This is a genomic window from Caballeronia sp. GAWG1-1, from assembly GCF_023631465.1.
Taxonomy (GTDB): Bacteria; Pseudomonadota; Gammaproteobacteria; order Burkholderiales; family Burkholderiaceae; genus Caballeronia.
Map to the genome: position 1 here is coordinate 212,550 of NZ_JALQDB010000002.1, position 24,198 is coordinate 236,747.

Annotated in this window: 24 protein-coding genes; 10 read left to right on the plus strand and 14 right to left on the minus strand. The window is 61.1% G+C overall.

Features of this window, described 5'->3' with window-relative positions:
* The first annotated feature begins 5 nt into the window (after positions 1-5).
* The gene (mutY, locus tag NCT03_RS01410; protein WP_244826916.1) at positions 6-1,067 is read left to right on the plus strand and encodes an A/G-specific adenine glycosylase; all 1,062 of its coding nucleotides are present in this window, start codon (positions 6-8) and stop codon (positions 1,065-1,067) included.
* 4 nt (positions 1,068-1,071) lie between these two features.
* Here the strand turns inward: mutY and NCT03_RS01415 are convergent, their stop codons facing one another.
* The 12 genes from NCT03_RS01415 to kdsD all read right to left on the minus strand — a co-directional run bounded on the left by NCT03_RS01415 (position 1,072) and on the right by kdsD (position 10,645).
* Positions 1,072-1,704 (minus strand): LON peptidase substrate-binding domain-containing protein, encoded by a 633-nt coding sequence (locus NCT03_RS01415; protein WP_244826917.1) that lies wholly within the window; start codon positions 1,702-1,704, stop codon positions 1,072-1,074.
* Between the two features lie 35 nt (positions 1,705-1,739).
* Positions 1,740-2,636: an RNase adapter RapZ gene (gene rapZ / locus NCT03_RS01420; protein WP_250462862.1), complete on the minus strand. Its 897-nt coding sequence runs from the start codon at positions 2,634-2,636 to the stop codon at positions 1,740-1,742.
* 81 nt (positions 2,637-2,717) lie between these two features.
* On the minus strand, positions 2,718-3,686 hold the full coding sequence (hprK, locus tag NCT03_RS01425) for an HPr(Ser) kinase/phosphatase (RefSeq protein WP_061172712.1): 969 nt from the start codon (positions 3,684-3,686) through the stop codon (positions 2,718-2,720).
* Between the two features lie 222 nt (positions 3,687-3,908).
* The gene (gene ptsN, locus NCT03_RS01430) at positions 3,909-4,364 is read right to left on the minus strand and encodes a PTS IIA-like nitrogen regulatory protein PtsN (protein ID WP_244826919.1); all 456 of its coding nucleotides are present in this window, start codon (positions 4,362-4,364) and stop codon (positions 3,909-3,911) included.
* A gap of 32 nt (positions 4,365-4,396) precedes the next feature.
* Positions 4,397-4,678, minus strand: coding sequence for a hypothetical protein (locus tag NCT03_RS01435; protein WP_250491740.1), 282 nt, complete (start codon positions 4,676-4,678; stop codon positions 4,397-4,399).
* A gap of 83 nt (positions 4,679-4,761) precedes the next feature.
* Positions 4,762-5,121 (minus strand): ribosome hibernation-promoting factor, HPF/YfiA family, encoded by a 360-nt coding sequence (gene hpf / locus NCT03_RS01440; RefSeq protein WP_244826921.1) that lies wholly within the window; start codon positions 5,119-5,121, stop codon positions 4,762-4,764.
* 179 nt (positions 5,122-5,300) lie between these two features.
* Complete coding sequence (locus tag NCT03_RS01445) at positions 5,301-6,818, minus strand: RNA polymerase factor sigma-54 (RefSeq protein WP_244826922.1); 1,518 nt, start codon at positions 6,816-6,818, stop codon at positions 5,301-5,303.
* A gap of 149 nt (positions 6,819-6,967) precedes the next feature.
* Positions 6,968-7,735 carry an LPS export ABC transporter ATP-binding protein gene (gene lptB / locus NCT03_RS01450; protein ID WP_244826923.1) on the minus strand — a complete coding sequence of 256 codons (768 nt, stop codon included), beginning with the start codon at positions 7,733-7,735 and terminating at the stop codon, positions 6,968-6,970.
* Positions 7,736-7,746: 11 nt separating this feature from the next.
* Positions 7,747-8,448 carry a lipopolysaccharide transport periplasmic protein LptA gene (gene lptA / locus NCT03_RS01455; RefSeq protein WP_244826924.1) on the minus strand — a complete coding sequence of 234 codons (702 nt, stop codon included), beginning with the start codon at positions 8,446-8,448 and terminating at the stop codon, positions 7,747-7,749.
* Positions 8,449-8,488: 40 nt separating this feature from the next.
* Positions 8,489-9,091 carry an LPS export ABC transporter periplasmic protein LptC gene (gene lptC / locus NCT03_RS01460; RefSeq protein WP_250491741.1) on the minus strand — a complete coding sequence of 201 codons (603 nt, stop codon included), beginning with the start codon at positions 9,089-9,091 and terminating at the stop codon, positions 8,489-8,491.
* Between the two features lie 4 nt (positions 9,092-9,095).
* Positions 9,096-9,662: a KdsC family phosphatase gene (locus NCT03_RS01465; RefSeq protein ID WP_250491742.1), complete on the minus strand. Its 567-nt coding sequence runs from the start codon at positions 9,660-9,662 to the stop codon at positions 9,096-9,098.
* Positions 9,662-10,645 carry an arabinose 5-phosphate isomerase KdsD gene (gene kdsD, locus NCT03_RS01470; protein WP_244826927.1) on the minus strand — a complete coding sequence of 328 codons (984 nt, stop codon included), beginning with the start codon at positions 10,643-10,645 and terminating at the stop codon, positions 9,662-9,664. The genes NCT03_RS01465 and kdsD overlap by 1 nt, the downstream gene beginning before the upstream one ends.
* A gap of 161 nt (positions 10,646-10,806) precedes the next feature.
* On the opposite strand from kdsD, the gene NCT03_RS01475 reads away from it, so the two are divergent.
* The 5 genes from NCT03_RS01475 (at position 10,807) to purU (ending at position 15,963) form a co-directional block, all read left to right on the plus strand.
* On the plus strand, positions 10,807-12,801 hold the full coding sequence (locus NCT03_RS01475; RefSeq protein ID WP_250462867.1) for a monovalent cation:proton antiporter family protein: 1,995 nt from the start codon (positions 10,807-10,809) through the stop codon (positions 12,799-12,801).
* Between the two features lie 57 nt (positions 12,802-12,858).
* Positions 12,859-13,425, plus strand: a complete 567-nt coding sequence (locus NCT03_RS01480; RefSeq protein ID WP_244826929.1) for an adenine phosphoribosyltransferase — start codon at positions 12,859-12,861, stop codon at positions 13,423-13,425.
* Between the two features lies 1 nt (position 13,426).
* Complete coding sequence (locus tag NCT03_RS01485; protein WP_244826930.1) at positions 13,427-14,041, plus strand: LysE family translocator; 615 nt, start codon at positions 13,427-13,429, stop codon at positions 14,039-14,041.
* 182 nt (positions 14,042-14,223) lie between these two features.
* Complete coding sequence (locus NCT03_RS01490) at positions 14,224-15,069, plus strand: NUDIX hydrolase (RefSeq protein WP_250491743.1); 846 nt, start codon at positions 14,224-14,226, stop codon at positions 15,067-15,069.
* Between the two features lie 24 nt (positions 15,070-15,093).
* On the plus strand, positions 15,094-15,963 hold the full coding sequence (gene purU / locus NCT03_RS01495) for a formyltetrahydrofolate deformylase (protein ID WP_250491744.1): 870 nt from the start codon (positions 15,094-15,096) through the stop codon (positions 15,961-15,963).
* 71 nt (positions 15,964-16,034) lie between these two features.
* On the opposite strand, the gene NCT03_RS01500 is transcribed toward purU, so the two are convergent.
* Both NCT03_RS01500 and uvrA read right to left on the minus strand, forming a co-directional pair.
* Positions 16,035-17,123, minus strand: a complete 1,089-nt coding sequence (locus NCT03_RS01500) for an AI-2E family transporter (protein WP_244826933.1) — start codon at positions 17,121-17,123, stop codon at positions 16,035-16,037.
* A gap of 103 nt (positions 17,124-17,226) precedes the next feature.
* Entirely contained in the window at positions 17,227-20,100 is a 2,874-nt protein-coding gene (gene uvrA, locus NCT03_RS01505; RefSeq protein ID WP_250462882.1) for an excinuclease ABC subunit UvrA, read from the minus strand.
* Positions 20,101-20,458: 358 nt separating this feature from the next.
* Here uvrA and NCT03_RS01510 point away from each other — a divergent pair, with 358 nt between their 5' ends.
* From NCT03_RS01510 to NCT03_RS01525, 4 genes are all read left to right on the plus strand, one after another.
* Positions 20,459-21,661 (plus strand): MFS transporter, encoded by a 1,203-nt coding sequence (locus NCT03_RS01510; RefSeq protein WP_250491745.1) that lies wholly within the window; start codon positions 20,459-20,461, stop codon positions 21,659-21,661.
* 116 nt (positions 21,662-21,777) lie between these two features.
* Positions 21,778-22,305 (plus strand): single-stranded DNA-binding protein, encoded by a 528-nt coding sequence (locus NCT03_RS01515; protein WP_244826936.1) that lies wholly within the window; start codon positions 21,778-21,780, stop codon positions 22,303-22,305.
* A gap of 424 nt (positions 22,306-22,729) precedes the next feature.
* Positions 22,730-23,377 (plus strand): response regulator, encoded by a 648-nt coding sequence (locus NCT03_RS01520; RefSeq protein WP_250491746.1) that lies wholly within the window; start codon positions 22,730-22,732, stop codon positions 23,375-23,377.
* A gap of 120 nt (positions 23,378-23,497) precedes the next feature.
* Positions 23,498-24,178: a response regulator gene (locus tag NCT03_RS01525; protein ID WP_250491747.1), complete on the plus strand. Its 681-nt coding sequence runs from the start codon at positions 23,498-23,500 to the stop codon at positions 24,176-24,178.
* The last annotated feature ends 20 nt before the right edge of the window (positions 24,179-24,198 follow it).

The following is a 24,198-nucleotide window of genomic DNA, read 5'->3' on the forward strand; positions in this document are numbered from 1 at the left end:
ATTCAATGCTCGCTCTTACAGACTTTTCCGCGCGCCTGATCGCGTGGCAACGCATTCACGGCCGTCACGACCTGCCGTGGCAGAACACGCGCGATGCTTACCGCATCTGGCTCTCGGAGATCATGCTGCAGCAGACGCAGGTCAGCACGGTCATTCCGTATTACGCGCGTTTTCTCGAACGTTTCCCGACCGTGACTGCGCTCGCGGACGCCCCGATCGACGACGTGATGGCGCTCTGGGCCGGGCTCGGCTATTACTCTCGCGCGCGCAATCTGCATCGCTGCGCGCAGGTCGTGGCGTTCGAACACGGCGGCGCGTTTCCGCGCACAGTCGAAGCGCTCGCGGAATTGCCGGGCATCGGCCGATCGACGGCGGCGGCGATTGCATCGTTCGCGTTCGCCGCACGCGCGACGATCCTCGATGGCAACGTGAAGCGTGTGCTTGCGCGCGTGTTCGGCGTCGAAGGTTTTCCGGGCGAAAAGCGTGTGGAGAACGCAATGTGGACGCTCGCCGAATCGCTCTTGCCCGATGCCGCCAACAAGGATGAAGTCACCGCCTACACGCAAGGCCTGATGGACCTCGGCGCGACGCTGTGCGTGCGCGGCAAGCCCGATTGCGCGCGCTGTCCGTTCGCGCCGGATTGCGTGGCGAACGTGGAAGGACGTCAGCGCGAGTTGCCGGCGGCGCGTCCGAAGAAAGCGGTGCCGACGCGCAAGACGTGGATGCTGGTGCTGAAAGACGGCGATTCGATCCTGCTAGAAAAGCGTCCGCCGACGGGAATCTGGGGCGGTCTCTGGAGCTTGCCCGAAGCCGCCGACGAAGCCGCGCTCGCGGCCGTGGCGCACAGTTTTGGCGGCGACGCGCACTTGCAGCGGCTTGCGCCGCTTTCGCATACGTTCACGCATTTCAAACTGGAAATCGAGCCGCGTCTCGGCGAAACCCGTGGCACGCCGCGCGAACTGAACGACGCGCAAACCGTCTGGGCGCCGCTTTCCCGGCTCGATGCGTTCGGCGTTCCCGCGCCCGTTCGCAAGCTGCTCGACGGGCTCACCGGCTCGCTCATCTGAAGCGCTAAAGCAGTTGATGATGCTGCATGTAGTGATGCACGACGTCGATACGCGCGCCGGCATCCATCAGTTCCATGAGCTTCTGGCGCGCGCGCATGGGAATCGGCAGGATTTCGGCAAGACGGTTCGACACCCAGGTGGGGTCGTCGAAGAGATAGGGCTCGACGAACGGAAGGTTCTGCGGCTCGCGCGTTTTGATGGTCTCGATGATGCGCTCCAGCACCTCCGCGCACGCGCCGAACTTGGCGAGCGTTTCGGCGCCATGCAGCGGCTGATCCTCGCCCAGCACTTCCGCCGTTCCAACCAGCAGATTGCTCGGGTCGACGCGATGCGTCACGAGCCGAAAGCGTTCCGTTCCGCGCGCCTGCACGAGCAGGAGGCCGAAGGTATCGACATCGCATTCCGTGATTTCGGCAAGACAGCCGATGCTTTCCGGCACCGACGGATCTCCCGGCGACGCGATCTCATGACCGCTCTTCAACAGGCACACGCCGAACGGCGACTTCTCGCGCAGACACGAACGCGCCATGTCGAGATAGCGCGCCTCGAAAATCTTGAGCGGCAGCAGGCCGCCGGGAAAGAGGACGGTGTGAAGCGGAAACAGCGGCAAGTCGGCTAGAACGGGGTTCGAGGACATTGCGCGCCTCCAGTTTGCGACCGCCGACGCGGCGATCAGGTTCGCGTGTGGATTGCGCTGTCATCCACGGGGATGGGCGCGTCACGATGCCGCACGATCACATTGGCGTCGCCGCGAAAGCGCGCGGCCAGCGCCTGTGCGATGTACACCGAGCGATGTTGCCCGCCTGTGCAGCCGATCGCAACCGTGAGATAGCTGCGGTTATCGTCGCGAAAGCGCGGCAGCCATTTGCCGACGAATTCGCCAATGTCGTCGATCATCTCGCCGACCATGGGCTGCGCCGAAAGATAGTCGATGATCGGCTGATCGAGGCCCGTGAACGGGCGCAACTCGCGGTCGTAATACGGATTCGGCAGTGTGCGCACGTCGAAAACAAGATCGGCGTCGAGCGGCACGCCGCGCTTGAAGCCGAACGATTCGAACATGAGGGTGAGGTCGGCGGCATCGGTTTCGACGAAGCGCTTGACCCACGCGCGCAGGACGTTCGCGCGCAGATTGCTGGTGTCGATCTGATGGCCGTACTCGGCCAGGTCGGCCACGAGTTCGCGTTCCCGCTCGATGGCTTCCGCGAGCGAGTTGAGCACGCCGACATCGGCCTCGTGCATGGGTGAACCGGAAAGCGGGTGACGGCGACGCGTCTCGGAGAAGCGCTGAATCAGAGACTGCGTGCTTGCGTTGAGGAACAACACGCGCAGGTCGTACTTGCTAGACAGTGTGTGGATGATGCCGGGGACATCGTCCAGGGAATGGCTCGAACGCGCGTCGATGGCGACGGCGAGACGCTGCTGTCCTTCGCTCGACAGGTAATCGGCCAGTTCGGGCAAGAAGCGCGGCGGCAGATTGTCGACGCAGTAGTAGCCGCCGTCCGCGAGAGCGTTCAGCGCAACCGATTTGCCAGAGCCGGAGATGCCGGTGATCAGGATGATACGCATGGGCTTCGCTTCAATTGCCTTATCTTAGCACTGGCTTCGGGTCCGTTTTTTCGCGCTTCGAGCGTGAACTCGGGCGGGAAATCAGATCAGTTTGCCGGGGAACTGGCTATCCGGGTCCTGCATGGCGAGCCGCTGACGGTCCATGAAGTCCCGCAACGTGTCGATGCCGCGCAATTGCAGGATCGTATTGCGTACCGCCGCTTCTACCAGCACAGCAAGGTTTCGGCCCGCGGCGACTTGAATCGTCACTTTGCTGATCGGCAGACCGAGGACATCCACGGTCTGACTTTCCAGCGGAAGCCGTTGAAACTCGCCATCCGGCCGACGGACCAGTTGCACGATCAGCTTGAGTTTCATTTTGCGGCGCACGGCGGTCTCGCCGAAAATCGTCTTGATGTCCAGCAGACCGAGACCGCGCACTTCGAGCAGATTTTGCAGCAGGGGCGGGCAGCGCCCTTCGACGAAATCAGGACCGAGGCGCACGAAATCCACGGCGTCATCGGCCACCAGACCGTGACCACGGCTGATCAACTCTAGCCCGAGTTCGCTTTTGCCGAGGCCGGAGTCGCCGGTCAGAAGCACTCCCATGCCCAGAATGTCGATGAACACGCCATGCAGCGTGGCGCGTGGCGCGAGAATGCGTGACATGTAAGCGCGCAGACTGTCGATGACCGCGGCCGCGGACATGCGCGTCGTGAAAAGCGGTGTGGACGATCGCGTGCAGCGCAGCACGAGTTCCGGCGGCGCGCCGACTTCGCCGGCCACCACGAGAAACGGCGGTTCCAGCGCGATAAGTTCGGCCATGTGACGCGAACGGTCTTCGTCGGACTGGCGCTGGTAGTAGTTGATCTCGGCGTCGCCGAGCACCTGGATACGGTTGGGGTGAATCAGATTCAGGTGGCCGACCAAGTCCGCGCTGGAGGTCGCGTTGGCAACGGTTTCACTCGAAAACCCGCGTTCCCAGCCTTCGTGCCCAGTCAGCCAACTGAGCTTCAAAGTGGCGGCGTTGTCGTCGAAAATGCTTTGGGCGTTGATGCTGGACGTATCCATGAGGCCGGAACTCCGTTGGAAGCCGGGAGCAGCCAACGCGCGCCGAAGCGAATTGCTTCAATCAGCCGCATGGTGCTGCATTTCACTGCGTTTGACCCGCGTTCAGACCGCGTTTGAAACGATTGTGCCGCAGAAGCACCGCATAAGCGAGACGCCCCAAAAAGCCTGGAAAAGGCGGCCGGCCTGCTGCAAATGCGGCTCTCGGCAGTGCGAGCGCGCCGCTTACGGCTGCCACTGCGTGAGGACCTGATACAGGGCCTCGCGATTTTCTTCCTTGTGCAAACGCTCGCGCGCTTCGCTGTCGGAGAGTAATTGCGCGATCTCCGAGAGAATTTCAAGATGCTGCTGGGTCGCCTGCTCGGGCACGAGCAGGAAGATCAGGAGCGAAACCGGCTGCCCGTCGGGCGATTCGAACGCGACAGGCTCCGCCAGGCGCACGAAGGCGGCGAGCGGTTGCTTCAGCCCCTTGATGCGGCCATGCGGAATGGCGACGCCTTCGCCGAGGCCAGTCGAGCCGAGACGCTCACGAGCGAAGAGATTGTCGGTGACGATGCTGCGGGCGATGCCGTTCTGGTTCTCGAAAATCAGACCCGCCTGCTCGAATACACGCTTCTTGCTGGTAACGGCCAGTCCGAGAACCACGTTCTCGATGGGAAGAAATTTAGCTAAACGATTCATGTTGGCAGGCTGATGCGTGGCCTGATAGCTCCTCATCGTGGCTGCTGTAAGCGCGCACGGCGACGATCGGACGGAAAATGCGCTTGGGCTTCCTGCAGCGTATCTGTTTGGTTAACCCCTGTAACAACCGGGCCATTATAGAACAGGGTAATGCGTGATGGTGCGGCGCGCCATTGCCCTATTTGCAACTCAATGTGCAGTACAAAACCCGGGAAATCAATGGCTTGTACTGACTCGTCACCGATTCCCAACAAAAAAGCCGCCAAGGCGGGCGGCTTTGCTCTTGTCTGTGCTCTCGATGACTGTTCGGCCAAGGTTGGAGGATTTCCTCCAAACCCGCCCACCGGCTGGCGGCGGGCTCGTGCAAAACGACTTCGGATCACGCGACGCGCCGCATTCAGGGCGACGGCGCTTCCAGTTCTTGCGCTTCTGCGCGGTACTTGATGGCCTCGTGAGCGTGGCCCTGGATCTTGTCCTTGTGCTTGATGACCTGACGATCCAGCTTGTCCACCATCAGATCGATGGCCGCGTACATATCAACGTCGCAACTCTCGATGAAAATGTCCTTACCCTTAACGTGCAAGTTGATTTCACACTTTTGCCGCTTGTCCTTTTCCCTATGATTGTCGACCGAGAGGACAACGCTGCCGTCGATCACTTGATCGAAGTGACGCAGCACCCTGTCCAGTTTCGTGATCACGTACTCGCGCAACGCAGGCGTCAATTCGAGGTGGTGTCCACTGATCTTCAAGTTCATAGTTGCTCTCCAAGCTGATGGCCGCCAGGCCAAGGCTCGTCCGATACCGGTCGGCGATGCGACTCCAGAGCGCATGAGCTACGAGCGCGTGAGGAAGGGCGCACCGGCCGGCTCGTCCGCGCATTTGCGCTGCGGCCGGTAAACGTCCGTCGCGACATGCGACAGACTATAGAGACGGGTCAAAGAGACTTGCGCAGATTCACTGCGGGAATTCTCAGTGCTTCGCGATACTTGGCGACAGTGCGCCGCGCAACCACGAAGCCTTGTTCCGCCAGCAGTTCGGCGATGCGGCTGTCTGAAAGAGGAGTTTTAGGGTCTTCCGCTCCTATCAGTTGCTTGATGAGGGCCCGGATCGCCGTGGACGATGCCGCGCCTCCAGTGTCAGTCGAAACATGCGATCCGAAGAAGTACTTAAATTCAAGCGTCCCGAATGGGGTGAGCATGTACTTTCCGGTCGTCACGCGTGAAACCGTCGACTCGTGTAAACCCAGCGTATCAGCAATTTCCCTCAAAACCAAGGGCCGCATGGCGATTTCGCCATGAGCGAAGAAGTTCTTCTGACGCTCGACAATGGCCTGCGCGACGCGAAGAATCGTCTCGAATCTCTGCTGAATATTCTTGATGAGCCAGCGCGCTTCCTGAAGTTGTTGCCGCAACGAACCGCTGCCCGGATCACCACGGTTGTTGCGCAAAATGTTCGCGTACAAGTGGTTGATACGCAGCTTCGGCACAATCTCCGGATTCAACTCGGCGGTCCACCCGCCAGACATCTTGCGCACGAGAATGTCCGGTACGACGTAATCGGCTTCGCTCTTGCCATAGGCGGCTCCTGGAAACGGCTCCAATGACTTGATTAGCAAATGCGCGTCCCGGAGCGAATCGTCGCTCGCCTTCAGATGCTTGCGCAGACGCGTGAAATCTCGCGCGGCAAGCAATTCCAGATGATTGTTGACGATGTCCAGCGCGAGCGTGCGCGTGGGCGAACCATCCAGTCGCAGCAATTGCAGCTTCAAACACTCGGATGCCGAGCGGCCGCCCACACCGGGCGGATCGAAACTCTGCAGCAAGGCGAGTGCCGCGCTGAGTTCGTCGACATCGACTTCCAGTTCGTCGGGCAGATCGGCCTGGACTTCTTCGAGCGTGGCCGTTAGATAACCGTCTTCGTCCAATGACTCGATCAGGAACGTGATCAGCGCGCGATCGCGCTGGTTCGCCGACGTCATGCGCAACTGCGCGGTCAGATGGTCACGCAGCGTCGTGGTCGATTCGTGGATTTGCAGCGGCGGGAGATCGTCGTCGTCGGAGGCGTTATTCGAACGGCCATAGTCTTCGAGGTTCCACGAACTGGAATCCGCGCCGTTGTCGGAGCCCATGCCGTTGTATTCGTCGACACCTTGCGGCTCGCCGTTCTCCGAGCGATCGGAACTCGATGTGCTCGATGACGAGCCGTTGCTCATCATGGGTTCGGGCGCCGAATTGTTCGAAGCGGGAGACGAGATCAGCGAGCCGTCTGCCGCGACGCGCAGCGGGCTTGCGATCCAGTCGTCCTCATTCTCGAGCAGCGGATTTTGCGCGATGGCCATTGCCACTTCCTGCTGCAATTCGAGCGTCGACAACTGCAGCAGCCGGATGGACTGCTGCAGTTGTGGGGTCAGCGCAAGATGCTGCGATAGTCGGAGTTGGAGGCTGGCTTTCATGGCAAATTTTTATTCATTGTAGAGAGTTTGCCACGCGCGCGAAACCTCGCGGCGAATCCAAAAAAGCGTGTGCCGCCTCGGTGGGCGGCACGTAAAAATTGCACTTGCGACTTGATGCGGCGCGGTACGCGCGCCTTTCGTCCTACGCGTTACATGCGGAAGTGCTCACCCAGATAAACGCGTCGCACGTTTTCATTCTCGATGATCTCGCTCGGCGCACCCGCTGCCAGCACGCTGCCATCGCTGATGATGTACGCGTGGTCGCAAATGCCGAGCGTCTCGCGCACGTTGTGGTCCGTGATCAGCACGCCGATATTGCGCTGCTTCAAAAACTTCACGATCTTCTGGATTTCCAGCACCGCGATAGGATCGACGCCCGCGAACGGCTCGTCGAGCAGGATGAAGCTCGGGTTGGTTGCAAGCGCGCGCGCTATTTCAACGCGTCGGCGTTCGCCGCCCGACAGCGACAACGCCGGATTCTCACGCAGATGCGCAATCTGCAGTTCATCGAGCAGGGCTTCGGCGCGCTGTGTAATGGCGTCTTTGGACAGGCGTTTGCCCGTTTCGTCCGTCTGCAGTTCGAGCACCGCGCGAATGTTCTGCTCGACGGTGAGCTTGCGAAACACCGAGGCTTCCTGCGGAAGATACGACAAACCGAGATGCGCGCGCTGGTGAATGGGCAGAAGGCTGATCGAGGTATCGTCGAGCACGATTTCGCCCGCGTCGAGCGGCACGAGGCCGACGATCATATAAAACGACGTAGTCTTGCCCGCGCCGTTCGGCCCGAGCAGACCGACGACTTCGCCGCTCTTCACATCGAGCGACACGTCTTTCACCACGGTGCGCGAGCCGTAACGCTTCTTCAGATTGCGCACGACCAGCGAGCTCGATTGGCCTTCCGGCTTACGGTGGGGCATGGCTGGCGAGTTCACTGCTGCGGCGTTCCCTTTAGAGTGTTCGACGGTGCAAGCGTGGCGGGCGGGCCATCCAGCGACGCCGCGTTGCCGCTGCGCGGCGCGAGCATGGCGCGCACGCGGCCGGTCGGATTGCCTGGTGAGGCCACGTCCTTGCCAGCGGTTGCCGTGTAGAAGTCTTTCTGACCGTCGTAGGTGATGACGCTGCCGTGCACTTCGTCCTGCACCTTGGTCAGGCCTTGCAGGCGGCGCACGGTGGCGCGCGTCGTGAGTTTGGTGAAGTCGTTCTTGCCGTCGTAGTCGATACGAACCGCGTTGCCGTCGATGTACTCATCGAGACCATCGCGCTTTTGACGGAAGTACGAGAGATTGTTGCCGGTCGAGGTGCCGGTCGCGTACTGATAGCCCTGTGGATCTTGCGTGACATCGACGCGATCCGCCTTGATGACGATCGTGCCTTTGGTCGCAACGACGTGACCGGTGAACACGTTCTTCTGGTTCAGGTCGTCGTAGGACATGTTATCCGCTTCGATGTTGAGCGGCTTGTCGCGGTCGGCCTTTTCGGCGTGCGCCGCAGTTGGCAGCGCCAGCATCGCGGTGAGCGAAGTCAGCGAGACCAGGGCGGCCGCGAGCCCGGCCCGCACGGCGTGCGCGGTGCGGCGCGCGAACATTGCGCGCGTGTGGCCGCCATCGGGACGAGGGAAGCTTTGGTTCATGCAGTCACAAAATTCGGAAGGATTTGCCGGGATAACTAGGTTACTTTGACGAGCCGCCATTGATGTCCGACGCGGCTATCGCGCCGCGCACGTTACCAAAGAGCTTCATTTCCCGGGTCACGTTGTTGTAGTTCATGCCGTTGGCCGTCATCACGGACGGGCCGCGCTGAAGTCTAACCGGTTTTTCCGTCTCGATGACATCGTCGTTCACCAGCACGCGAAAATGCTGCGAATCCGCTTGCATCTGCGGATCGCCGAAACCGGCTGCGCGCAGAATGCGGGCGTTGTCGTAGAGATCGACGATGGACACGTCGCCGTTCACCGTGCCGCGCTGCGCCGTCGCCGTGACGGTGGGCTTTTGCGGCTGGAACATGCGCATGGCAGGCAGCGTCAGGTCGCTGTTTTCGTCGTCTTCGTAATGCACCATGGACTTGGCCGTGAGGCGATACTGCGTCGTGCCCGAGGTATCGAGTTCGGAGACGGAAAAATTCTCGGCGAAGTAATCGGCGGTATGACGCTTTGGCTGCGCGGGCGCGGGCGCGCCGGACGGCAGCGTGCTCTGCAGAAGCCAATAGGTGATGCCCGCGAGCGCCGCCATGGCGACGAGCGGCAGCAAGAAGGAGAAACGGCCGGGACGAGGCATTGGCTTATTCTCCGAGCGCCGCGGCGAGCAGCGCGTCGTAGCGGTTCTGCGCGCGCAAGATGACGTCGCAGACTTCGCGCACCGCGCCTTGACCGCCACGCGCTTCGGCCACGAAATGCACGCGTTGGATCACTTCCGGATGCGCGTTCGCCGGCGCGGCCGCGAAACCGCAGCGGCGCATCACGGCGAGGTCGGGCCAGTCGTCGCCCATGTAGCCGGCTTCGTCGGCGGCTATTTTGGTCGCGGCGAGCAACTCGGCGAGGGCAACGGTCTTGTCCGCGATGCCCTGATAAAGATGCGTGACGCCCAGTTCCTTCGCGCGCGCCGCGACGATGCCCGACTTGCGGCCCGTGATGATCGCCGTCTGCACGCCGACCGACTGAAGCATCTTCACGCCGTGGCCGTCGAGCGAGTTGAACGATTTCATCGCGTCGCCTTCGGCGGTGAAGAAGAGGCTGCCGTCGGTGAAGACTCCGTCGACATCGAAAATCATGAGCTTCACGCGGCTCGCGCGTTCGATAGCGGACGCGGCGGATGCGTCAGAAGCGGCGGAAGAAGGCGTTTGCGCCATCAGATCACCTTCTTGGAAAAGAGGTCGTGCATGTTCAGCGCGCCGATCAGTGTCGCGTCGGCGTCCACGACCAGCATCTGATTGATACGAAAGCGCTCCATCAGTTCCACGGCTTCGACGGCAAGATGGTCGGGACCGATCGTGCGCGGATTACGCGTCATGACATCGGCGAGTTTCAGCGCGCGGAAATCGCCGTCGCGCTGCAGGATGCGACGCAGGTCGCCGTCCGTGAAGATGCCTTCCACGTGACGATCGCCGTTGATGACCGCCGTCATGCCCATGCGCTTGGCTGTGATCTGAAAGAGCGCGTCCGATACCGTGGCGTCGAGCGAGACGACCGGCACTTCGTCGCCCACGCGCATCACGTCGCGCACATAAGTCAGGAGGCGCCGGCCGAGCGCGCCGCCCGGATGCGAACGCGCGAAATCCTCGGGACCGAAGCCGCGCGCATCGAGCACGGCGACGGCGAGGGCATCGCCCATGGCAAGCGCGGCCGTGGTGCTGGCCGTGGGCGCGAGATTCATGGGACACGCTTCCTTTTCGACGCGCACGTTCAGATGCATGTCCGCAAGTTGCGCGAGGCTGGATTCGGGCCGTCCCGTAATGGCGATGAGTTTTGCGCCAAGACGCTTGATGAGCGGCAAAATAGCGACGAGTTCCTCGGTTTCGCCCGAGTTGGACAACGCGATGAAAATGTCGTCGGCCGTGACCATGCCCAGGTCGCCATGGCTCGCCTCAGCCGGATGCACGAAGAACGCCGGCGTGCCCGTGCTTGCGAGCGTGGCGGCGAACTTGCGCGCCACGTGTCCCGACTTGCCGATGCCGGACACGACCACGCGCCCGCGGCAGGCAAGCAGCGTTTCGACTGCGTTCGTGAAGTTTTCGTCGAGAAGTTCTGAAAGCCCGCGAACGGCGTCGGCTTCGATCTGGATCACGTCGCGAGCGAGTCCCAGTGCCCGGTCGCCATTGATTTTCGCTATCATGCGCGGAGTATAGCAAAGGCGTTTCTTCGCCGCGCCGCTCAAGGGCGTGACGCGCCGCCGCCTATCCGCCCCCGCAGGCCCCGGCGTCAGGGGCCTTTCCACGACACCGTCGCGCGGCCTTCGCGCGTGCCGGAACGCCGACGAACGAGGACGCTGGACGGATGATTTCTCCGCTCGAAATGACGCTGTTGTTGCTGCTCTGCTCAGTGGCAGGCGTCGTCGTATTTCGCTTTTTCAATTTGCCGCCGATGCTCGGTTATCTGACCGTCGGCATTATCGTGGGTCCGCATGCGGCCGGCATCGCGCCGGATAGCGACCGCGCCCAGCATCTCGCCGAATTCGGCGTGGTGTTCCTGATGTTTTCCATCGGACTCGAATTCTCGCTGTCGAAGCTGCGCTCGATGCGGCGCATCGTGTTCGGACTCGGCGCGAGCCAGGTCGGGGCGACCATCGTGCTTGCGCTGCTGTTCGGCTGGATCGCCAACTTTTGGATTCCGATGTCCTGGCAGGCGAGCTTCGCGCTCGGCGGCGCGTTGTCGATGTCCTCGACCGCGATCGTCAGCAAGCTGCTCGCGGAACGGCTCGAACTCGAATCGGAGCACGGCCGCAACATCTTCGGTGTGCTGCTGTTTCAGGATCTGGCGGTGGTGCCGCTGCTCATCATCATCGCGGCGTTCGGCAACGGCAATTCGTCGCAACTCGCGATGTGGCTCGGCATCGCGGCGATCAAGATCGTGGTCGCGTTGACAGTGCTGCTGTTCATCGGCCAGAAGTTCATGACGCGCTGGTTCGATCTGGTCGCGCGCCGGCGCTCGCAAGAGCTCTTCATGCTGAACCTCTTGCTGGTGACGCTCGGCGCCGCGTTCATCACCGACAAGTTCGGGCTGTCGCTTGCGCTCGGCGCATTCATCGCGGGCATGTTGATCGCCGAGACACCTTACCGGCATCAGGTGGAAGAGGACATCAAGCCGTTTCGCGACGTGCTGCTCGGGCTTTTCTTCGTGACGACCGGCATGCTCCTGAACCCGCGCGTGATCTGGGAGCATCCGTTCCTCGTGCTCGGCTTTCTGATCCTGCCGATTCTGCTCAAGGCCGTGATGATCACCGGGCTCTCGCGCCTGTTCGGCGCGACGCCGGGCGTCGCCATGCGCACGGGTCTCGGGCTCGCGCAGGCGGGCGAATTCGGCTTCGTGCTGCTGAATCTGATTCTGGATTCGCATCTCGTCGATCCGACCATCCTGCAGGCCATTCTTTCCGCGATGCTGCTGTCCATGCTTGCCGCGCCGTTCATCATCCAGAACGCCGACCGGATCGTGCTGCGGCTGTCGTCGACGGAATGGATGCTGCAATCGCTGCAAATGACGAAGATCGCGACGCAAAGTCTCAAGCAAAGCGGTCACGTGATCATTTGCGGATACGGCCGCGCCGGGCAGAATCTCGCGCGCATGCTGGAGCAGGAAGGCATTTCCTACGTGGCGCTCGACCTCGACCCGGATCGCGTGGCGGCAGCGGCGGCGGCCGGCGAATCGGTCGTGTTCGGCGATGCCGGGCGCCGCGAATCGTTGCTCGCGGCGGGTCTGCATCGCGCGGCGACGGTCGCGATCACTTACGCGAATACGCCATCCGCGATGCGCGTGCTCCACAACATCCACGAACTCGCGCCCACCTTGCCGGTGATCGTGCGTACCGTCGACGACGCCGATCTCGAAAAGCTCACCGCAGCGGGCGCGACGGAAGTGATTCCGGAGATCGTCGAAGGCAGCCTGATGCTGGCGTCGCACACGCTCGTGCTGATGGGCGTGCCGATGCGCCGCGTCGTGCGGCGCGTCGAGGAAATGCGCGACGCGCGCTACAGCATGCTGCGCGGCTACTTCCACGGCGCCGATGACGATGACGACGACGATGGCCACGAGCAGGTGCGGCTACAATCCGTACCGATCGACGAGAAATCGGACGCCGTCGGGCATTCGCTCGACGATCTGGGGCTCGTCGGCAACGGTGTCGAGGTCACCGCGATCCGGCGCCACGGCATCCGGGGCGTCGAACCCGCCCCCGACACCAAGCTGCGCGCGAACGACATCGTCGTCTTGCGCGGCATGCCCGAAGGGCTCGCGCAAGCCGAAGAGCGGCTTTCGCGCAACCGCCGGGCAGCGTAACTTTTTCTCTTCATCGTCAAGGCGGGCGCGGCCTCACAGCGCGGACTTGGAGAAGTCATGTCCTTTACCCCTACGAACGTCACGCCGGACGCCGCGCGTTTCATCAAGGAGCGCGTGCGCACCGTCGAAAACTGGCCGCAGGCCGGCGTGCAGTTTCGCGACATCACGCCCGTCTTGCAGGACCGGCGCGCGCTGCGCACGTTGATCGACCTGTTCGTGCAGCGTTATATCGATGCAAAACTCGATTCGATCGCCGGTCTCGATGCGCGCGGTTTCATCATCGGGCCGATTCTCGCGTACGAACTGAGCCTGGGTTTCGTGCCGATCCGCAAGAAAGGCAAGCTCCCGTACAAGACGCTCTCACAGTCCTACGAGCTCGAATATGGCAGCGCGACCGTCGAGATTCACGAAGACGCGTGCAAACCGGGCGATCGCATCGTGCTCGTCGACGATCTGGTCGCGACCGGCGGCACCATGATGGCAGGCAAGATTTTGCTGGACCGGCTCGGTGCGGAAGTGGTGGAAGCGGCGGCGATCATCGACTTGCCGGATTTGGGCGGCTCGAAACTGCTGCGTGAAAGCGGCGTGCCGCTTTACACCGTTTGTGAATTCGCGGGGCATTGAGATGCCGAATTTCCTCCTCTTTCTTGCCGCATCGGTGGCGATTACCGTCGCGCCGGGGCCGGACAATCTGCAAGTGCTTGCGCGCGGCATCTCGCAAGGACGGCTTGCGGGCGTCGTGGCGGCGCTCGGCTTTGCGTGCGGCGTGATCTTTCACACGACGCTCGCGGCGCTCGGCATTGCGGCGCTCTTGCGCTCGTCGCCGATGGCGTTCGAGGCCGTGAAGCTCGCGGGCGCGGCTTATCTCGTGTGGATCGGCATCAAGGCTTTGCGCAGCCGTGGCATCGCGACCGCGCATGAACGCGCGAGCCAACCGCTTTCGACCGTGTTCCGGCAGAGCGTGATCGGCAACATGCTCAATCCGAAGGTCACGTTGTTCTTTATCGTGTTTCTGCCGCAATTCGTCGATCCGCACGGCGCGCAAAGCGTGATGCTGCAGATGTTCGAACTTGGCGGCGCGTTCATGCTGCAAACGGTCGTGGTGTTCTCGCTCTTCGGCATCGGCGCGGGCATGATCGGTTCGTGGCTCAAGCGCCGTCCGCGCGTGGGCTTGTGGCTGGATCGTGTGGCTGGCGTGACGTTCATCGCGCTCGGGATTCGCGTCGCGTTGAAGGATTGAGGCTGGCGCTTTCGAACGCTCACGAACGCTAACCAGCGCCACGAACGCTCGTCGAACGCTCACCAGCGCTTTCGAGCGCTCACCAACGCTCAAGCTGCGAGCGCGAAAGCCCAGCCTTCGATTCAATTGGCCGCGCTACAATTTCCGGCCTTTCACGGGCCGCCGAGCCTGCCGGAGCCTTCATGTCCCTGCCTTCGATCGCCGCTGCCCGCCATTTCGACGCCACCCTGCATGTGCCTTTTCTGATCGGCGAGGAGCGCGTCGGCTGGATCCGCGCTTTCGATGTCGCATCGCTCACGCGCTGGCCGAACATCTTCGTAGTCGATGAAACCGCGGTGCGGCTGCATCCATCGCTGAACGACGTCGATGCGCGCACGGCCGCGCTTCACGATGTCATCGACACGCTCGCTCAGCAGGGCAAGATTCCCGGCTGGCGCAACGAAACCTACGCGATTCGCAACGACTTCCAAGCAGCGCCGCTCGCGTTCATCGAACGCGCGGCCTCGCGCTTCTTCGGCACGATGACTTACGCAGTGCATCTGAACGGCATCGTAAAATATCGCGATGGCGCGCCGCGGTTGTGGATCGCGCGCCGCAGCGATACCAAGTCCGTCGATCCCGGCAGGCTCGACAACGTGGTCGCGGGCGGCATCGGCTGGGGTATGGATATCGAGCCGACGCTCGTGAAGGAATGCTGGGAAGAAGCGGGCATGCCGGCCGAACTTGCGTCGACGGCCACGCCCGGCGGCACGCTCCACGTGCTGCAGATGATTCCCGAAGGCACGCAGGCCGAGCAGCTTTTCGTCTACGACATCGAGCTTCCGAACGACTTCACGCCGCAAAATCAGGACGGCGAAGTCGGCGAACATCGCCTGGCGCGCATCGAGGATGTCGCGCGCTGGATCGAGGAAGGCGAATTCACCGTCGATGCGACGCTCGCCACCCTCGATTGCCTGCTGCGCCACCGCTGGATCGACGAGGAAGCGTGCGAAGGCATCGCCGCGCTCTACACGCCGCCATCGCTCTAACAATGATTAAGGAGTAACCGGGTCATGTCGACCGAACATAGTTTCATCCTGAAGTTGTCGTGCCCGGACCGTCCGGGAATCGTGCATGCCGTGTCCGGGTTTCTGTTCAATCTCGGCGCGAACATTCTGGACTCGGCGCAGTTCGGCGACAGCCACACCGGCGAATTCTTCATGCGCGTGCATTTTCAGGAAGTCGGCGGCGATCCCGGCCTCGATGCGCTGCGCACGTCGTTCGGCGAACTGGCCGAAACGTTCGGCATGCGCTGGGAGTTGCACGATGCATCGGTGAAGCCGCGCGTGGTCATCATGGTGTCGAAGATCGGCCACTGTCTGAACGATCTGCTGTTCCGGTATCGCACGGGCCAGTTGCAGATCGACATCGCGGCTATCGTGTCGAATCACAAGGATTTTTATCAGCTTGCCGCGAGCTACGACATTCCGTTCCATCATCTGCCGCTGCTCAACGGCACGCCGCAGGCGAAGGCCGCGCAGGAAGCGCGCGTGATGGAGATCATCGACCAGAACGATACCGACCTCGTCGTGCTCGCGCGCTACATGCAGATTCTCTCCACCGAAATGTGCGACAAACTCGCGGGCCGCGCGATCAACATTCATCACTCGTTCCTGCCGAGCTTCAAGGGCGCGAAGCCGTACTATCAGGCGTTCGATCGCGGCGTGAAGCTGATCGGCGCGACCGCCCATTACGTGACGTCCGACCTCGACGAAGGGCCGATCATCGAGCAGGAAGTGGAGCGCGTCGATCACAACATGACGCCGGATCAACTGACCGCCATTGGCCGCGATGTCGAATGCGTGACGCTCGCGCGCGCGGTGAAGTGGCATGTGGAGCATCGCGTCGTGCTGAATGGGAGCAAGACGGTGGTGTTCCGGTAAGCATCGCCGTCAAAACGAGAAACCCCGCTGAATTCAAAGATTCAGCGGGGTTTTTTATGTCGATGCACGCTTCAGACGAGCCGCAAATAAATCAGTTCGCGCTTGATATACGCGTAGAAAATCGGCGCGGCGATTACGCCCGGAAGACCGAACGCGGCTTCCATCGCGAGCATGGCGAGCAGCAGTTCCCACGCGCGCGCCTCGATCTGACCGCCGATGATGCGCGCGTTCAGGAAATACTCGAGCTTGTGAATGACGATGAGAAAGCCGAGCGACGCCACCGCCGTGCCGAACGAAACCGACAGTGAAATCCCGACAATGATGGTGTTGGAAATGAGATTGCCGATTACCGGCAGCAGACCGACGATGAACGTGATCAGCACGAGCGTCTTCGACAGCGGCAAACGCTCGTGAAAGAGCGGCAACGCGACCAGCAAATACAGCGCGGTGAAAACCGCGTTGATCGCCGAAATCTTGATCTGCGCGAAGACGATGCGGCGGAAGGCATCCGAGAAGCGCGACACGCGCGTGACGAGCGCGGTGGATAACGGCAACCGATGCGCCTGCTTCGGCGCTCCGACCGCGATGATCGCGCCAATGATCATGCCGATCAGGATATGCCCGAAGCCGCGCGCCATTTCCTTGCCGCCTTGCTGCAATTGCTCGGCGTGCTTGTGCATGAGGTCGGCGGCGCGGTCTTTCATCTGATCGGCATCGACCGGGAGGTAATTGGCGATCCAATCCGGCACGCGCAGCCTTGCGTGCGACGTGATGCTCATCAACTGATCCAGCAATTTTTGCAGACTCGGCACGTCTTGCTGGAAGTGCTCGATGATGGCTATCGTCGCGAACGTGAGCCCGCCGATGATGATCGTGGAGATGATGACGACGGACACCAGCCGCGCGCCGCGGCTCATGACGTGCCGCTCGATCACGGGCGCGATCATGTGAACCAGTTGGAACACCAGCATGCCGGCGAGCAGTCCGCCCAACAACTTGAGCTGCAAAACCAGGTACATACCCGCGAACGCCGCCAGATAGCTGCCGATCTCCACGGCGGACAACTTCGGCATGCTCATGTCGCTCGTCAGCCTGACGGGGCGCGCGGGAAGATCCCGTATGCGTCGCTCCTCGTTGGCCGCTTCGTTGCGCTTCGCCATGACTGCGTTCCTTTTCCCTGCTTGCGACGGTTATTCGTGCCGCGTATCGCGGCGCATTTCGAACGGCTATGGCGCGCGGCGCAAGTGGCGCGCCGCAACCATGCTACGCCGCCGACTTGGGCCGTTGCAGCAAGGGTGCCAGATATCTGCCCGTAAAGCTCGCTTTCGATTTCGCGACCTGCTCGGGTGTTCCCTGAGCGATGATCTGGCCGCCGCCCGCGCCGCCTTCCGGACCGAGGTCGATGACCCAATCCGCCGTTTTGATCACGTCGAGATTATGCTCGATGATCACGACCGTGTTGCCCTGATCTCGCAGACGGTGAATCACTTCGAGCAGAAGCGCGATGTCGTGGAAGTGCAGACCGGTCGTCGGTTCATCGAGGATATAAAGAGTCCGACCGGTGTCGCGCTTGCTCAGTTCCAGCGAAAGCTTGACGCGCTGTGCCTCGCCACCCGAAAGCGTGGTCGCCGACTGGCCGAGCCGGATATAACCGAGGCCCACTTCCAGCAGCGTCTTCAGCTTGCGCGCGACGACCGGCACCGGCTTGAAGAACTCGTGCGCGGCTTCCACCGTGAGGTTGAGCACTTCGCTGATGTTCTTGCCCTTGTACTGAATGTCGAGCGTTTCGCGGTTGTAGCGCTTGCCGTGGCACACGTCGCAGGGCACATAGACATCCGGCAGAAAATGCATTTCGACCTTGATGACGCCATCGCCCTGACACGCCTCGCAGCGTCCGCCCTTCACGTTGAACGAAAAACGGCCGGGATCGTAACCGCGCTCTTTCGCGGCCGGCACGCCGGCGAAGAGTTCGCGGATGGGCGTGAACAGTCCGGTATAAGTGGCCGGGTTCGAGCGCGGCGTGCGGCCGATGGGTGATTGATCGACGGCGATCACTTTGTCGAAGTGTTCGAGACCTTCGATGGATTCATACGGCGCGGGCTCGGTCGATGATCCGTACAAATGTTGGGCGACCGCGTGTTGCAGCGTGTCGTTGATGAGCGTGGACTTGCCCGAACCCGAGACGCCGGTCACGCAAGTCAGAAGCCCGACGGGCAAATCGAGCGTCACGCGCTTCAGATTATTGCCGTACGCCTCGACAATACGAAGCTGCCGCTCGTCCGGCGCGGTCCGCTCGGACGGATAACCGATAGTCCGCTTGCCCGACAAATACTGTCCCGTGATCGAATTCGGGTCTTTCTGCACCTGATTCGGCGTGCCTTGCGCGACGATCACGCCGCCATGCACTCCCGCGCCCGGCCCCATGTCGACGACGTAATCGGCCATGCGGATCATGTCTTCGTCATGCTCGACCACGATCACCGAGTTGCCGATATCCCGCAGATGCTTGAGCGTGGCGATGAGCCGGTCGTTGTCGCGCTGATGCAGACCGATGGACGGCTCATCGAGCACGTACATCACGCCGGTCAAGCCCGAGCCAATTTGCGACGCGAGGCGGATGCGCTGCGCCTCGCCGCCCGAGAGCGTTTCGGCGCTGCGTTCGAGCGACAGGTAATCGAGCCCGACGTTATTCAGGAACGACAGCCGCGCGACGATTTCCTTGACCACCTTGTCCGCGATCTCACCTTTCGCGCCGTCGAGCCGTAGCGTCTGGAAGTAGCCGAGCGTATCGCGCAACGGCCAGCCGCTGACTTCGTAGATGCCGCGAGCGTCATCGCCGGAACCGACTTTGACGAAACGCGCCTCGCGGCGCAGACGCGTGCCCTCGCAGGCCGGGCACGCCTGATTGTTTTGATACTTCGCCAGTTCCTCGCGCACGGCGGCCGAGTCCGTTTCGCGATAACGACGCTCAAGATTCGGCAGAATGCCTTCGAACGCGTGCTCTCTCACCGAAGCGCGCCCGCGCTCGTTGATGTACGAGAACGGAATGACCTGCTTGCCCGAACCGTACAAAAGCGTCTTGCGCACCTTTTCCGGCAGTTCCTCGAACGGCGCGTCGATGTCGTATTCGTAGAACGCCGCGAGACTTTGCAGCATCTGGAAATAGAACTGATTGCGCCGGTCCCAGCCCTTCACCGCGCCCGCCGCGAGCGAGAGCGAAGGATGCGCGACCACGCGCTTCGGATCGAAAAACGTGATCTGGCCCAAGCCGTCGCATTCCGGGCACGCGCCCATCGGATTGTTGAACGAGAAAAGGCGCGGCTCCAGTTCCGGCAGCGAGTACGAACAGATCGGGCACGCGAACTTCGAGCTGAAGAGCTTTTCGTTCTCGGTATCCATTTCGAGCGCGATCGCGCGGCCATCGGCGAGACGCAGCGCGGTCTCGAACGATTCCGCCAGGCGCTGCTTCATGTCCGGACGCACTTTAAGCCGGTCGATCACCACGTCGATGGTGTGCTTGTCGTTCTTCTTGAGCTTCGGCAGCGAGTCCACTTCATAGATTTTCGCGACGCCTTCGTTCGCCGTGCCGCCGCCCGAACGAATGCGAAAGCGGATAAAGCCCTGCGCCTGCATCTCTTCGAATAATTCGACGTGCTCGCCCTTGCGATCCACGACGACGGGCGCGAGGATCATCAGCTTGGTTTCCTCGGGCAGCGCGAGCGCGGCATCGACCATCTGCGAGACGCTTTGCGCTTCGAGCGGAATCAGATGATCGGGGCAATAAGGTGTGCCGACGCGCGCAAACAGCAGACGCAGATAATCGTGAATCTCGGTGACGGTGCCGACCGTCGAACGCGGATTATGCGAGGTGGCTTTTTGTTCGATCGAAATGGCCGGTGAAAGGCCTTCGATCAGATCGACATCGGGCTTTTCCATCAGCTGCAGAAATTGCCGCGCGTACGCCGAGAGGCTCTCGACATAGCGGCGCTGACCTTCGGCGTAAAGCGTATCGAATGCGAGCGACGACTTGCCCGACCCGGACAACCCCGTAATCACAATCAGCTTGTGACGCGGCAAGTCGAGATTGACGTTCTTCAAATTGTGGGTGCGAGCCCCACGAATACGAATTTCTTCCACGAGTCTCTTCCGGGTTCTTTCGGGGGTCTTTCGGGCGTCTTTTAGGTCGTGGCGCGGGGTTTCCTGCGACTACCGGACGACAAAGTAAGGGGGCTAAACCTGCTACTATAACGACTTTTGCAGGGTGCGGCGCCCGTGCCAAAAGGCTCCCAGGGGCTCTCAGGGGCTCTCAAGGCTTCTCGGCGGCTTTCCAACGGCTTTTCCGTTTCCCAGGCGCCTTTGCGTTAATGGCCGCAGGTCGTGCGGCGCGCGAGCAGCCGTGTGTCGCATATAGTGCCGTTTCGAGCCAGAACAAGGCGGCCGCGCCGCGCTCCCCACGCGTCAGGCCAGTCGCGACCCTCACCCATTTCCGTTCCTGATGTCCAATCCGTCTGCCACGTCCACACGTTTGTCCGCGCCGGAATTGCGCGCAACCGTGTCGCTCGCCGCGATCTTCGCGCTGCGCATGCTCGGCCTCTTCATGATCATGCCGGTGTTTTCCATTTACGCGAAAACCATCCCTGGCGGCGATGACGTGTTTCTCGTCGGCATAGCGCTCGGCGCTTACGGCGTCACGCAGTCCATGCTCTACATCTTCTATGGCTGGATTTCGGACAAGCTGGGCCGCAAACCCGTGATCGCATTCGGCCTGCTCGTGTTCGCGCTCGGCAGCTTCGTGGCGGCGGCAGGGCACTCCATGGCGTGGATCATCGCCGGACGTGTGATTCAGGGCATGGGCGCGGTGTCGTCGGCGGTGATCGCGTTCATCGCCGATCTAACTGAAGAAGAAAATCGCACCAAGGCCATGGCGATGGTCGGCGCGAGCATCGGCGTCTCGTTCGCGGTCGCTATCGTTGGCGCACCGATCCTGTTCCAATGGATCGGCATGAGCGGCTTGTTCACGGTGATCGGCGTGCTGTCGATCGTCGCGGTCGGCGTGGTCCTGTGGGTCGTGCCGGACCCGCCCGTGCCGCCGGTTCACGTCAAGGCACCATTCGCCGAGGTGCTGCACAACGTCGAGTTGCTGCGTCTGAACTTCGGCGTGCTGGTGCTGCACGCAACCCAAACCGCGCTCTTTCTCGTCGTGCCGCGCATTCTCGAAGCGGGCGGATTACCGGTCGCCTCGCACTGGAAGATTTATCTTCCGGTGATGGGCCTCGCTTTCGTGATGATGGTTCCGGCAATCATCGCTGCCGAGAAGCGCGGCAAGATGAAAGCGGTCATGTTGAGTGCGATTTTTCTTATCCTGATCGGCCAGTTGTTATTAGGCGCGGCTCCCCATACGCTATGGTCTGTGGCCGCGATCCTGTTTGTGTACTTTTTGGGCTTCAACGTGCTGGAGGCGTCGCAACCTTCGCTTGTGTCCAAACTGGCGCCAGGCACCCGCAAGGGCGCGGCCGCCGGGGTGTACAACACGACGCAGTCTATCGGGCTCGCGCTTGGTGGCGTGATCGGCGGCTGGCTGCTCAAGCTGGATGGCCCGAGTGCGGTGTTCTTCTCGTGTTCGGCGCTGGTGCTGGCATGGTTGATCGTCGCGTGGAAAATGAAGGCGCCGCCGCGCAGGGTCGAGCGCGCGGCGTAGCGAATCTGTATTAATCATATTGAGGCAGTGCGATGTTTCCGTCCTCTTCCGTGGAAGAGGGTTGAACTGATAACGTCGCATAACTGCTAGTGGGCAAGGAATTTACCGGAGAAATCATGGCATCTGTCAACAAGGTCATTCTCGTAGGCAATCTGGGCGCCGACCCGGAAACGCGCTACCTTCCGAGCGGCGACGCCGTGGCCAACATTCGTCTCGCGACGACCGACCGTTACAAGGAAAAGTCGTCCGGCGAGATGAAGGAACTCACGGAGTGGCATCGCGTGGCGTTCTTCGGGCGTCTTGCCGAGATCGTGAACGAGTATTTGAAGAAGGGCTCGTCGGTGTATATCGAAGGGCGCATTCGCACGCGCAAGTGGACCGATCAGGCGGGGCAAGAGCGCTATTCGACCGAGATCGTTGCCGATCAGATGCAAATGCTCGGTGGCCGCGGCGGAGCAGGCGGCGGCGATGACGGCGGCTACAGCCGCAGCGCGCCGATGGAGCGCTCAGGCGGCGGTGGTGGTGGCGGCCGCGCGCCGGCAGGCGGGCGCGCTGCGGGCGGTGGAGCGGGTGGCGGATCGAGCCGTCCGAGCCAACCTGCGGGCGGCGGTTTCGAAGACATGGACGACGATATCCCGTTCTGACGACTCGCAACAAATTTGTTTAAACGCTAAGCCTCCGGCATTAATTGTCGGAGGTTTTTTTTTACCAGAATCGGCAAGGCGCTTTCCGAAATATCGCTTCGAGGCTCTCCGCAATTCCCGCAGCCGTATTACGCTTCCGATTAACCGCGATATGAGGCTTTATAAGGATCAACGAAGAGTCATGGCGGTGTAATCGGAGTAGTCCTATGGTGCGCGGCTTGTTTGCGTCCTACTTTGATTCATCGAGTTTAGAACGTTTAGTTACTCGCTGCTTTAAGGCATTCATTTATTGATTTCAGATGTTTACTCGATTTTATTGAGTTCGAGCAAACGTAACGGAAGAGAGACTTCGTTGATTGCATAAAGCAATAAATGCGTTCTGACCAAAATCTAAAAATCAACAACATCATTTAGAGGGGCGACTTTGAAACTTCGCGTAGTGCTGGCCGACGATCATCCTTTCGTGGTCCTTGGCGTAAAGGCGCTTTTCAAGGCCGACGAAGGGATCGATGTCGTCGGTGAGGCGAATAATGCGAGCAGCCTCGTGGTCGAACTCGCGAAGACGCCATGTGACGTGCTTGTCACGGATTTCGCCATGCCTGAGCCTGGGCCGGACGCTTTAGACGGATTACGGCTGATCCGTAGAATCAGGCAAGAGTGGCCAAGCATCAAAATCGTCGTGCTGACGAGCGTCAGTAATGTCGCGATTCTTCGTTCTATTCTGAATGCCGGTGCCATCGGACTCGTGAATAAGGCGGAGGCTATTGAACTCGTCGCGACTGCCGTGCGCCATGCGGGAATCGATCGCCGTTATGTCAGTGGGTCTTTTGTTACCGCGTTGGCGGAAGCGGGCGCGGAAACCGAGTCATCACCAGAGGAACCGCGGCTTTCGCCCCGGGAAGAAGAAGTCGTTCGTTTGTTCGCCAAGGGTCGCACGATTACCGAAATCGCCAAAGCGTTGAACCGCGATGTGCGCACTATCAGTCGACAGAAGCGAGATGCGATGAACAAGCTCGGAATTAGAAACGACCCGGGTTTGTTCGCGTTTGTACGCGCTCAAGGACTCGGCTGAGTTATCGGTGTGGTGAGTTCGAATTCGGATGCATCTTATGTTTTTTAATGTTTCGGTATCCGATTCTTATCGGTGTCAAGAATGAATTTGAGTTCGCTCAACGCGTGAAGGTTTTAAGTGATGGAATCATTGAATGAAGGTCAAGTGTTCTCGCATGCCAGGAGAATTCGGTTAGCAATAGCGGACGATCATCCGCTCGTCATTCTCGCTATCGAACGGCTGGCTGGGAATTTTCCCAATGTAGAAGTGGTGAGTCGAAGCATCGATTCCACGCAGCTCGACGAGTGTCTGGCACGCGGTGAATGCGACGTGGCCATCGTCGACTTCTTCATGCCGGGGGGGCGCCATGGTGACGGCGTTCAACTCGTGCAGCACATTTCTTCGACTTATCCGAATGTGCACATCGTCGTGCTATCGCGCACCGATAACGCGACGCTCATCAAGCAGGCGCTGGACGCGGGCGCGCACGCGTTCCTCAGCAAAGAGGACCGGCTTGACCTCATCTACGTCGCGATCGTCTCGGTCATTGCCAACGAGACCTATCTCGGACCTGCAATTCGCCGTGCTTTGGCCATTGCGAATACGGAAAGTCACGCTCTGTTCATTCGGCAGAGACTGACTAGCCGGGAAATGGAAGTCATTGAAAACTACGCGCGCGGTGCCAACGTGACTGAGATCGCAAGGAAGCTGGGCCGTAGCGTAAAGACTATCAGCGCTCAGAAATGCGCCGCCATGCGCAAGCTGGATCTGTCCACGGACGCAGATCTGTATCGCTTCGTTGCGGACACGGACCTGATCTGACGCGCGCTTACAAGCAGCTT